An 11,675-nucleotide genomic window follows, 5' to 3' on the forward strand; every position below is an offset into this window, starting at 1 on the left:
GGGGCAGGGACTTCTCCTTCACCTTCGCGTCCTGCCAGTGGCGCTCCATGTGCTCCAGGGTGGCCTCTCCGAAGGGCACGCCCTCGGCGCGCAGCTGGGATTCGATGTGCTGGAAGCGGGTGGTGAAGCGGCGGATGGCCATCCGCAGCGCGTCCTCGGCGGGCGCCTTGATGAAGCGCGCCAGGTTGGCCAGGGAGAAGAGGACGTCGCCCAGCTCGTGCTCGATGGCGTCCCGGTCTCCGGAGGCGATGGCCTCGTCCAGCTCGTCCAGCTCCTCGGCCAGCTTGCCCCGGACGCCGGCCAGGTCCGGCCAGTCGAAGCCGATGCGGCTGGCCTTCTCCGTGAGGCGCTCGGCGCGCATCAGCGCCGGCGCGGCGACGGGCACTCCGTCCAGCACGGAGCCCTCGCGGCCCGTCTTCTGCTTGCGCTCCTCCGCCTTCAGCTTCGCCCAGTTGGCCAGGACCTGGGAGGCGCCGTCCACGCCGCGCAGATCTCCGAAGACGTGCGGATGCCGGCGGGTGAGCTTGTCGCTGATGCTCCGGGAGACGTCGGCCATGGTGAACTCCCCCAGCTCCGTGGCCAGCTGCGCGTGGAAGACAATCTGGAAGAGCAGGTCCCCCAGCTCCTCGCAGAAGGTCCGCCAGGGGGTGCCGCCGTAACCCACCCGGTCCATCTCCTCCAGGACCTCGAAGGCCTCCTCGAGGAGGTAGGGACGGAGCGAGCGCAGGTCCTGCTCCCTGTCCCAGGGGCAGCCGCTCTCCGAGCGAAGCCGCCGCATGATGTCCACCAGCCGCTCCAGCTCCGCCCCCGGGGTCCGTGTCGTGTCCACCATCCGGGTCCCTGTAACACGCAGGGTCCGCCCGGCAACGGGGGAAAGCGGGCGGCGGGGCGGGGAGGTGGCATCTGGTTTCGTGGTTCGCCTCGGGTCGCCTATCATCCACGCCCTGGATGATCCGCTTCCCGTTCCTCCCCCTCGTTCTCTGCGGCTTCGCGCTCCTGTTCCCGGGCCCGGTGTCCGCGCAGTCAGAGGGCGCCCCCCGCCCCGGCGGGTACACGGATCCGCGCTACATCGAGCCCGACCTCAAGGACGAGTCCTTCGACCCGGCGGATCAGCCCATCGAGGACATCCCCGACGAGGCGGAGACGCCCCCGCCCGAGGAGGAGGACGAGCCCGCTCCCGGCAAGTCCACGCGCGGCGCGAAGGCCCCCGAGGCGGTGCCCGCGAATGGCAAGGTCCCCGCCGCCGGCACTCCCGCTCCGGAGCCCGAGCCGGTCGTCTACCAGCCGCCCCCCGTCCTGAGCCCGGTGCTGACGCCGCGCCTGACGGACGCGGACGTGATGGCCATCTGGGACCGGTGGCGGCAGGCCCGGGCGACGAATGACACGGCGGCGGCCGAGGCCGCGCAGACCGAGCTGCGGAAGCTGCGCGCCGAGCTGCTGGCCACCGACCTGGAGCCGCTCAGCGTGGGCTTCCTGCGCGAGGCCGCCGTGCGGCGCCGGGCGGGAGACACGGCGGGCGCGGTGCGGCTGGCGGAGCTGGCGGTGGAGCTGTCGCCGGGGCTGCCCTACGCGCGCTTCGCGCTCGCGGAGGCGTACGCGGTGGCGGCGCCGGGCGACATGTCCCGGTACGTGGCCCAGGCGCGCGAGGCCTTCACGGTGCTGGTGAAGGACCCGCGCTACCGCCGGCCGGTGCTGGCCAACCTGGGCGCGCTGGCGCTCCTGGCGTGGACGGCCACGGCCGGGGTGCTGGTGGCGCTGCTGTTCGCGCGCCGGGTGCGCTACGCGCTGCATGACTTCCACCACCTGCTACCGCGCGTGGTGGCGCGCTGGCAGTCCGCGCTCCTGGGCCTGCTGCTGCTGGGCCTGCCGCTGGCGCTGGGCCTGGGCGCGGTGGTGGTGCTGCTGGTGATGCTGGGCGCGGTGGCGCTCTACCTCACGCGCGCGGAGCGGGTGGTGGCGGCGGTGCTGGTGGCGGGCGTGGGCCTGACGCCGCTGGCGGCCGGCCAGCTCGCGCGGGTGACGGCCTTCGCGGGCACGCCCGCCGAGGACGTCTACCTCCTGGAGCGCGGCGGCCTGTCGGCGGAGGCCGCCATGGCGCGCGTCCTCGCCCGGCAGCAGTCCCGCGCGGCCAGCTTCGCGGAGCTGGCGGCGCTGGCGCACTACGAGTCGCGCCGGGGAATGCTGGAGGAGGCGCGCACGCACTTCAAGGCGGCGTCGGCGCTGCGCGCCGGGGACGCGGGGCTGTTGACCCGCTTCGGCAACACGCTGGTGGGCCTGGGGGACGCGGACGGCGCGGCGCAGCTCTACGCGCAGGCGTCCCAGGCGAACCCGGCCCTGGCGGCGCCGCACTACAACCTGGCCCAGGTGTACCGCCGCCGGGCGAAGACGCTGCCGGACTCGGAGGTGGGCAAGGAGCTGGACCGGGCCGCCACCGCCATCGCCTCCGCGCAGGAGCTGGACCGCACGCTGCTGGCCCGCGAGGGGCCGCCTGAGAACCGGCTGCTGCTCAACCTCCTGATGCTGTCCCCGCCGCTGCCGGAGTCCGAGTGGCTGCCCCTGGCGGACGGCACGGAGGCGGGGCGCCAGGTGGAGGCCGAGCTGGGGCGGTGGCTGCTTCCCGGAGTGTCATCGGGGCCGGTGGCCTGGGCCCTTCCCGCGGCGCTGGCCGTGGTGCTGGTCCTGTGGGGCCTGTCCGCGGGACGGCTCAAGGCCGCCAAGGTCTGCGAGCGCTGCGGCCGCGCGGTGTGCGTGCGGTGCGACCCGGAGCTGGGCGTGGGCAGCCGGCAGTGTGGCCAGTGCGTGAATGTCTTCTCGCGCAAGGGGCTGGTGCCGCAGCAGCTGCGGGCGCGCAAGCAGGCGCAGGTGGAGCGCCACCAGGCCTGGGCGGGCCGGCTGTCGTACGCGGTGGGCGCGCTCTTGTCCGGCGCGGGCCACGTCACCTCCGGCGTGCCGCTGCGTGGCGCCCTCTACGCCTTCTTCTTCCTGTTCGCGCTGGGCGCGGTGCTGCTCCACCAGGGGGTGGTGCGCGCGCCGTACGGCGACGTCCCGCTGTACCTGAAGCTGGTGCCGGCGGTGCTGCTCCTCGTCTGTGTCCACCTGCTGTCGCTGCGCGGCCTGCGCGGCCTGCGGCGGGGGGAGTGAAGGTACATGTCCCTCAAGGGAACGCTGAAGGACTTCGGCATCGGCGACATCCTGCAGCTCATTGGCCAGCAGCAGAAGACGGGCTCGCTGCAGCTGCGCACCAAGGAGCAGGAGGTCCGCGTCGGCCTGAAGGACGGGCAGATCATCAAGGTCGAGAGCGTCACGCGCAAGCGCAAGGACCTCATCGGCGCCATGCTGGTCCGCTCGGAGCTCATCACCGAGACGCAGCTGGAGGCGGCGCTGGAGACGCAGCGGCGCACCCTCAAGCGGCTGGGGGACGTGCTCGTCTCCAGCCAGGCCATCACCGCCGAGCGCTTCCAGTCGATGGTGCAGCTCCAGGCGACGGAGACGATCTATCGCCTCTTCACCTGGAAGGACGGCACCTACGAATTCATCCAGGAGCCCGTGGAGCCGGGCTCCGAGGCCATCCGCCCCCTGCGCGCCGAGACGGTGCTCATGGAGGGCTTCCGGATGGTGGACGAGTGGCCCGTCATCCGGAAGAAGATCCACCGCGACGACCTCGCCTTCGAGCGCATCAAGACGCTGCCGCAGCCCCGGCACGACGAGGAGGGTGGGGAGCTGGGCTCCATCGGCCCCTCCGAGCGGCGCGTCTACGAGGAGATCGCCCTCGGTCGGGACCTGCGCAAGCTGGTGGACATCTGCTGCCTGGGCGAGTTCGAGACCTGCAAGGCCCTCTTCAACCTGGTGAAGGGGGAGTACGTCCGCGCCATCCACCCGGAAGGCACCCAGGCGCCTGCCCCGGGGGACCAGCGCCTGCTCGCCCGGGTGGCGGGCACGGTGGGACGCGTGATGGCCACCATGGCCGTCCTGGCGGCGGCGGCCCTCGTGGTTTCCAGGGGCGCCTGGGCCCACCCGGGAGGTTCTCCGGGCTCCGCTTTCGCGGATCCGGCGGCCCAACGTCATGTTTCCAAGGCCCAGCGCGTCAGAATCGAAGCCGCCCTGGAAGTGTTTCGTCTGGAGCGGGGAGAGCTTCCGGAAAGCCTGGATTCTTTGGTGCAGGCTGGATTGTTGAGTCCGGAAGAACTGAGATACCCCTGGCGTGAGGAGTACTACTACCGGCGGTTGGCCGCTCGGCAGTTCGTCCTCTTGCCACCCTTACGCTAGCCTTGAACCAAAGTCGTCTTTCGCGCTTGGTGGGCCAGCGTTACGTTGAGGTCAGCAGGACTGACCCGAGGAACGAACCGCATTGAGAAATCCCGCCACGTTGGAAGCGCCCGAAGTCCTCACCACCTCCGCCTCCGCCAAGGTGGACGTTCGTGACAACGCGACCGCCCTGGCCCTCTGCGGCAATCAGAACGAGAACCTCAAGCTCATGGAGCGGCGCCTCGGTGTCCGGGTCGGACAGCGGGGGACCGAGTTCCACCTGTCCGGTCCCTCGGACGCGGTGGCCTTCTCCGTGCGCCTCCTGGAAAACCTGGAGGAGATGATCCGCGCCGGCCGTCCCGTCTACCGCGAGGACGTGGAGCAGGGCATCAAGGTGCTCGGCCGCGGCGCGGAGTCCCTGCAGGAGGTCATGCTCGGCACCGTGCTGAAGAGCACGGGCAACCGGCAGATCTCCCCCAAGAGCATCAACCAGAAGCGCTACGTGGACGCCATCCGCGCCAACGACATCGTCTTCGGCATCGGCCCCGCGGGTACGGGCAAGACGTACCTCGCCATGGCCATGGCGGTGGCGTTCCTGCAGGAGCGCAAGGTCAAGCGCATCATCCTCGCGCGTCCCGCGGTGGAGGCCGGCGAGAAGCTGGGCTTCCTCCCCGGTGACCTGCAGGAGAAGGTGAACCCCTACCTGCGCCCGCTGTACGACGCGCTCCACGACATGATGGCGGCCGAGCGCGCCGCGCACCTGCTGGAGCAGGGCGTGGTGGAAGTGGCCCCGCTGGCCTTCATGCGCGGCCGCACGCTCAATGACGCCTTCGTCATCCTCGACGAGGCGCAGAACACCACCGTGGAACAGATGAAGATGTTCCTGACGCGCCTGGGCTACAACAGCAAGGCCGTCATCACCGGTGACGTGACGCAGGTGGACCTGCCCACGGGCAAGATGTCCGGCCTCAACCACGCGCGCTCCGTCCTCAAGAAGGTCGAGGGCATCCACTTCGCGGAGTTCGCCGAGGTGGACGTGGTCCGCCACCCGCTCGTCCAGGAAGTCATTCGTGCCTATGACCGGGCGGAGCTGGCCCGGCTCGAGGCCCAGATGGCCGCCCGCGAGGCGTCCTCCGCGCAGGCGTCGGCCCCGGCCGCCGTGCCCACCGTCTCCGAGCCCGTCCGTAGCGAGTGACGGACTCCTTGACCACGTACACCCACCCGCGCATACCCAAGCGGGCGGGCGTACGCTATCCCACCCTCGTGAATTTTCCCGGGCGTTGCGTCCTTGATGGAGCCGCGACGCCTTATCTAGGGTGAGGACCCCCATGGCCGAACCGGAATTGCCCCCCACCGGGCCCAGTCCACTGGACGCGCTCGCCGATCGCCTCGGTCTGGGCAATGGCGTCTGGGGGCGGCGCGCCGTCCAGGTCCTCCTGCTGCTCGCGGTGGCGGTGGGGGCTGGCTTCGTCATCTCCCCGGGCCTCTATAGCCAGCAGATTCCCGCCCTGGCGGAAGAGCACCTCGGAAAGCCCTTCCGGGCCAGCTCGCCAGCGGGCTTCAAGGCGGCGCGCGACTACGAAATCGTCCACCGGGCCATGACGCAGCAGCGGCGCCAGGACGCCCGCTCGGCCGTCCGGCCCGTGTACGACTTGAACCCCGCCGTGCCGGGCACCCTGCGCCGCACGGTGAGCGGGGCCTTCGCCACCATGCGCACGCGCCTGGAGGAGCTGGCCGAGGCCCAGTCCGCCGCCGAGCCGGAGGAGGGCGCCGCCCCCCGGCGCAAACGTCCGGCGGCGCAGTCCCCGGAAGAGGCCGAGCGCGAGCGCCGCGCCCGCGAGGCGATGCAGGCGGAGCTCCAGGAGCTGCTCTTCGGCCAGCGCGAGTCCGGGCTGGAGCAGGAGGACTTCCAGGCGCTGTACGCCAACCGCTTCTCGGAGGAGGCGGAGGCCGCGACGCTGCTGCTCCTGGAGCGTGCCTACCGCACGGAGCGTGGGGCGGTGTACGTGGCGGGCTCACGTGAGGAGCTGGCGCGCGAGGCCCCCCAGGGGCTCACCGTCCGGGACGTGATGAACAAGGGCGAGGACACGCTGCCGGGCTCCGCGCCGCAGGTGGTGGACGTGCGCGAGGCGCACCAGGAGCTGGACCGCTTCGCCTCCATCCCCGGCAACCTCCTGCCGGACGCGCCGGGCGTGCAGCGCCGCGCCGTGCTGCGGCTGGCCAAGCGGCTGGTCCGCGCCAACCTCACCATCAACATCGCGGAGACGGACGCCCGGCGCACCCAGGCGGCCCAGGCGGTGAAGGACGCCGTCATCTCCATCAAGAAGGGCCAGCGCGTCATCGGCGACGGCGAGCTCGTCAACGAGACGCACCTGGTGATGCTGCGGGGCATGCGCGCGGAGACGGACCGGCTGGACCTGGTGCAGCTCCAGGTGGGCGGCACCGGGCTGGTGGCGCTGCTGGTGGTGGCCTCGTACCTCTTCTGCCGGGCGGCCTTCCGCCGCTTCAGGCCCACGCGCAAGGACGGCGTGCTGCTGGGCCTCCTGCTGGTGGGCATGCTGGGCCTCTTGCAGGTCTGGGTGTCCATCGCGGACGCGGTGCAGGACCGGTACACCGCGCTGCCCATTGAAGCCTTCTATTACGCGTTCCCGGTGGCGGCCGGCGCCATGCTGGTGCGCTTCATCCTCACGCAGGAACTGGCGCTCTTCTTCGCCATGGTGTTCGCCTGCCTGGCGGGAGTGATGCTGGGCAACTCGCTGGCGTTCGGCATCTACACGCTGGTGGGCTCGCTGGTGGCGGCCGACCGCATCGTCAAGGCGAAGGACCGCGTGGGCATCTTCCGGGCGGGCCTCCTGACGGGCACGGCCAACCTCGTCGCCGTGCTGTTCCTCTTCCTCGTGGAGGGCAAGGGGCTGGCGGCGGACACGCTCATCACCGCGCTGTGCGCCTTCGTGGGCTCCACGCTGGCGGTGCCGGTGATGGTGATGGCGCTCACGCCGCTCATCGAGTCCACCTTCGGCTACGCGTCGGACATCAAGCTGCTGGAGCTGGCCAACCTCAACCACCCGGCGCTCAAGGAGCTCATCGTCCAGGCGCCCGGCACCTACCACCACTCCATCATCATCGGCTCGCTGGTGGAGAACGCGGCGGAGACCATCGGCGCCAACCCGCTCCTGGCGCGCTCGTGCGCGTACTACCACGACATCGGAAAGGGCCGGAACCCGCTCTACTTCGGGGAGAACCAGAAGGGCGAGAACCGGCATGACGCGCTCGCCCCGGCGATGAGCGCCGTCATCATCAAGCGGCACGTGACGGAGGGGCTGGAGATGGCGCGCCAGTACCGGCTGCCCAAGCTGGTGGCGGACGCCATTCCGCAGCACCACGGCACGCGCACGGTGGGCTACTTCTACCACAAGGCCCTGAAGGAGCAGGAAGGCAAGGAGGGCGCGCCTCCCATCGACGAGAGCATCTACCGCTACCCGGGCCCCAAGCCGCAGTTCCGGGAGGCGGCGCTGGTGATGATCGCCGACGCGGTGGAGGCCTCCACGCGCTCCATGCCGGACCCCACCACGCCCAAGCTGCAGGCCCAGGTGCAGAAGATCATCAACCTCATCTTCTCCGAGGGGCAGCTGGACGAGTGCGACCTGACGCTGAAGGACCTGAACCTCATCGCGCAGTCCTTCCTGCACACGCTGGAGGGCATCTACCACACGCGTCCGGCGTACCCGGCGGGCGCGGTGGGGGGCGGCAAGGCGCCGCCGCTGGTGGTCGCCGGTGGCACCAAGGTGGAAGGCAAGGACAAGCCGCGCACGGCGGGAGCGTCATGAGCGCGGCGCGAGGAGTGACGGTGTGAGACTTCGCAAGGGAAAGCTCATCCCCCGCGACGACGGCAAGCGCATCGAGGAGTTCGTGGGCGCGGCGACGACGGGCACGGAGTCCACCTCCGTGGCGCACATGCTCGCGCCACCGGGCTGGTCCGAGCCCGCGCAGCGCCCCGAGTTCGACGAGGTGGTCATCGTCCTCAAGGGCGAGCTGACGGTGGTGGTGGAGGGCCGCCGCGAGCGCATCGCCGCGGGCGAGGTGGGCCTCGTGCCGCGCGGCAAGCGCGTGGTGTACCGCAACGACGGCCAGGGCGCGTGTGACTACTGGTCCATCTGCGCGCCGGCCTTCCGCCCGGAGCTGGCGCACATGGAGACGCCCGAGCCGCGCGAGGCGGAGTACCACGTCACCGTGCAGGTGGCGCACGGCCAGGGCAAGGACTTCGCGCGCCTGGTGTCGGGTTGGGCGCGCGACTACCTCAAGCAGCTCGGGCTGTCCGGCTGCGAGCTGTCGCTGTCGCTGGTGGACGACCGGGCCATCCGTCGTCTCAACCGCACCTGGCGCAACAAGGACAAGGCCACGGACGTGCTGAGCTTCCCCGCCGGCGAGCTGCCCCGGGGCACGCCCGGCCCGCGCCCGCTGGGCGACGTGGTCATCTCCCTGGACACGGCGAAGCGGCAGGCGAAGGAGTACGGCCGCTCGCTGGAGTCGGAGATGGCGCGCTACCTGGCGCACGGCCTGCTGCACCTGTTGGGGCATGACCACGAGAAGCCCCGCGACGCGAAGCGGATGGCGGCGCTGGAGGAGCAGCTGCTCGGCGAGCGCGGCATGGTGGCGGACTCGCTCCAGGTGGACGCGCGGGCACGCCGGGCCCGCAGCCTGATGTAGGCTCCGGTCGGCCCCCTGCCGGACATTCCGGCATCCTCCCGTTGAAGAGGGCGGCGCGCATGATAGGTAGGCCGCCTCCCGTGTGTTGGACGGACTCCATGCCCCGCCTGTCACTCATCGCCTCCTGCCTGCTCGGACTGCTGCTGCTGGCGGTGCCCGCCACCGCGCGCGGGGAGACGACGCCGCCGTGGGGCACCGGTGAAAGCCGGGGCGAGGACCTGTCCATCTGGCTGGTGACATTCAGCCCGGGCGACGACGTGCCCTCCTGGTGGGGGCACGGCTCGCTGGTGGTGGAGGACGCGCGGCTGCGCCAGTCGCGCCTCTACAACTACGGGATGTTCTCCTTCGACGAGGCGATGCTGGCCCGCTTCGCCATGGGCCGCCTGGAGTTCTGGGTGGGCCAGTCGTCCGTCGCCGGCACCTTCCGCTTCTACCAGCGCGAGGACCGCGACGTCCGCATCCAGGAGCTGAACCTCACCCCCGAGCAGCGGGTGATGGTGGCGAAGCGCCTGGCGGACAACGTGCTGCCGGAGAATCGCGACTATCTGTATCACCACTACAAGGACAACTGCGTCACCCGGCTGCGCGACATGATTGACGTGGCCGCGGCGGGACAGCTGCGCGAGGCGGACCGTGCCCCGGCGCGGATGACGCTGCGCGAGCACACCCGGCGGTACACGGCCGTCAACGCGCCCATGAGCGTGCTGCTCGACTTCATGCAGAACGATGAAATCGACCAGCCCATTACGAAGTGGGACGAGGCCTTCCTCCCGGACGAGCTGGAGGCCCAGGTGGCCTCGCTCCAGGTGAAGGGCGCGGACGGGCAGTCGCGGCCGCTGGTGGCGAAGAGCTGGAACTACTACGCGTCGCCCACGCGGCCACGCCCGCCGGCCGAGCCTCCGGCGTGGGGCCCGTGGGTGCTGGCCATCGGCGTGGCGCTGGGTGCCCTGGCGGTGGGGCTGGCGGCGTGGGAGCGGAAGGGGAGCCGGCTGGCGCGCGTGCTGCTCGGGCTGGAGAACTTCGTGCTGGGCCTCGCGCTCGGCTTCCCCGGCACGGCGCTGTTCATCATGTGGCTGGTGACGGACCACACGGTGACGTACCGCAATGAGAATCTCTTCCTGGCCAACCCGCTGACACTGCTGGCGGTGCCCTTCGGCATTTCGCTCATGTTCGGCGGTAGGAAGGCCCGCGCCCGGTTGTTCAAGGTCTGGAGCGCGCTGGCGGTGATGGGCGTGCTGGGCGTGGTCCTGAAGGTCCTTCCGCCCTTCGACCAGGACAACTGGCGACTCATCGCGCTCATCCTGCCCATCTCGCTGGGCATGGCCGGAGGCTTCGGGCTGGACCGGGTGCTGGCGCGCCTGGGCGGCTCGGCGCGGGCGTCAGCCGGGCGGGGGGATGCCGTCCCTTCGCTGAAGGCACCCTGACCCTCTTTCCCTCAACCCTTTTACCGAGCGCGGCGCATGGGTGCGCCGCCCGACGAGGACGACACCATGGCGAACGATTCGATGGAGAAGATCAGCGGCCTCAGAGAGCGCGTCCTGGCGCTCCGGGGGCATCTTTGACCTGGACCGCAAGCGGTCCCGCATCGCGCTGATTGAGCGAGACTCCACGCTCCCCAACTTCTGGGACGACAACACCAAGGCCCAGGCCCTGCTGAAGGAGAAGTCCACGCTGGAGGCCAGCGTGGGCGCCTACGACAAGGTCATGCGCGGCCTCGACGACGCGCAGACCCTGCTGGAGCTGGCGGCCGAGGCCAACGACGCGGACACCGCGAAGGAGGCGGAGGGCTCGCTGGAGTCGCTGGAGGGCGACGTCGCGAAGCTGGAGCTGGCGCGCATGCTGTCCGGCGAGCAGGACCGCAGCAGCTGCTTCATGGACATCAACGCCGGTGCCGGCGGCACGGACTCCATGGACTGGGCGGCCATGCTGCTGCGCATGTACACGCGCTACTGCGAGGCCAAGGGCTGGAAGGTGGAGATCAACGACGAGGTGCCGGGCGAAGAGGCGGGCTTCAAGAACGTCTCGCTCCGCATCGAGGGTGACTTCGCCTACGGCTACCTCAAGGCCGAGGTGGGCGTGCACCGGCTGGTGCGCATCTCCCCGTTCGACGCCAACGCGCGCCGGCAGACGGCCTTCGCGTCCGTGGACGTGTATCCGGAGGTGGACGACACCATCCAGATCGACATCCCGGAGAAGGACATCGAGCTGAAGTTCATCCGCGGCGGCGGCGCGGGCGGCCAGAAGGTGAACAAGACGTCGTCCACCGCGCAGCTGCGCCACCTGCCCACCGGCATCATCATCACCTGCCAGACGGAGCGCTCGCAGTCGGCCAACAAGGACATGGCCTTCAAGATTTTGCGCGGCCGCCTGTACGAGCTGGAGATGAAGAAGCGCGAGGCCGCGCGCGACGCCGCCGAGGCGCAGAAGAAGGACATCTCCTTCGGCTCGCAGATCCGCTCCTACGTGCTGGCCCCGTACCGCATGGTGAAGGACCTGCGCACCGGCGTGGAGACGGGCAACGTGGACGCGGTGCTGGACGGCGAGCTGGAAGACTTCGTCACCGCGCAGCTCCTCGGGGTGAAGAACCCCAACCGCGGCGCCGGCGCGGACTAGCGCCTCCCGGCCGGGCATGTAGGCCCGGCCCCGACGTCCGTTTCGCGGGGCCGCCCTCACGCCGGGAACCTTTTTCCCTGTCTCGCTGTCCGAGGGCGGCGGGGCAGGGG

At 70.7% G+C, this 11,675-nt stretch carries 8 protein-coding genes; 7 read left to right on the plus strand and 1 reads right to left on the minus strand.

What is annotated here, in order from left to right; translation table 11 throughout:
• Positions 1 to 832, minus strand: an 832-nt coding sequence (gene mazG / locus HG543_RS45285) for a nucleoside triphosphate pyrophosphohydrolase (RefSeq protein WP_169351184.1), incomplete at its 3' end; no start/stop codon positions are given.
• Positions 833 to 948: 116 nt separating this feature from the next.
• On the opposite strand from mazG, the gene HG543_RS45290 reads away from it, so the two are divergent.
• The 7 genes from HG543_RS45290 (at position 949) to prfB (ending at position 11,565) form a co-directional block, all read left to right on the plus strand.
• The gene (locus HG543_RS45290) at positions 949 to 3,141 is read left to right on the plus strand and encodes a tetratricopeptide repeat protein (protein ID WP_169351185.1); all 2,193 of its coding nucleotides are present in this window, start codon (positions 949 to 951) and stop codon (positions 3,139 to 3,141) included.
• Positions 3,142 to 3,147: 6 nt separating this feature from the next.
• Positions 3,148 to 4,266 (plus strand): DUF4388 domain-containing protein, encoded by a 1,119-nt coding sequence (locus HG543_RS45295; RefSeq protein WP_169351186.1) that lies wholly within the window; start codon positions 3,148 to 3,150, stop codon positions 4,264 to 4,266.
• Positions 4,267 to 4,348: 82 nt separating this feature from the next.
• On the plus strand, positions 4,349 to 5,440 hold the full coding sequence (locus HG543_RS45300) for a PhoH family protein (protein WP_169351187.1): 1,092 nt from the start codon (positions 4,349 to 4,351) through the stop codon (positions 5,438 to 5,440).
• 133 nt (positions 5,441 to 5,573) lie between these two features.
• Positions 5,574 to 8,072 carry an HD family phosphohydrolase gene (locus tag HG543_RS45305; RefSeq protein WP_171817898.1) on the plus strand — a complete coding sequence of 833 codons (2,499 nt, stop codon included), beginning with the start codon at positions 5,574 to 5,576 and terminating at the stop codon, positions 8,070 to 8,072.
• Between the two features lie 22 nt (positions 8,073 to 8,094).
• Complete coding sequence (gene ybeY / locus HG543_RS45310) at positions 8,095 to 8,952, plus strand: rRNA maturation RNase YbeY (RefSeq protein ID WP_169351189.1); 858 nt, start codon at positions 8,095 to 8,097, stop codon at positions 8,950 to 8,952.
• Between the two features lie 98 nt (positions 8,953 to 9,050).
• The gene (locus HG543_RS45315; RefSeq protein ID WP_169351190.1) at positions 9,051 to 10,376 is read left to right on the plus strand and encodes an Lnb N-terminal periplasmic domain-containing protein; all 1,326 of its coding nucleotides are present in this window, start codon (positions 9,051 to 9,053) and stop codon (positions 10,374 to 10,376) included.
• Between the two features lie 66 nt (positions 10,377 to 10,442).
• A protein-coding gene (prfB, locus tag HG543_RS45320) for a peptide chain release factor 2 (RefSeq protein WP_246357759.1) occupies positions 10,443 to 11,565 on the plus strand; the annotation gives its coding sequence in 2 pieces (ribosomal slippage) (positions 10,443 to 10,511 and positions 10,513 to 11,565; 1,122 coding nt in all).
• Positions 11,566 to 11,675: the final 110 nt, after the last annotated feature.

Source organism: Pyxidicoccus fallax, assembly GCF_012933655.1.
Taxonomy (GTDB): domain Bacteria; phylum Myxococcota; class Myxococcia; order Myxococcales; family Myxococcaceae; genus Myxococcus; species Myxococcus fallax.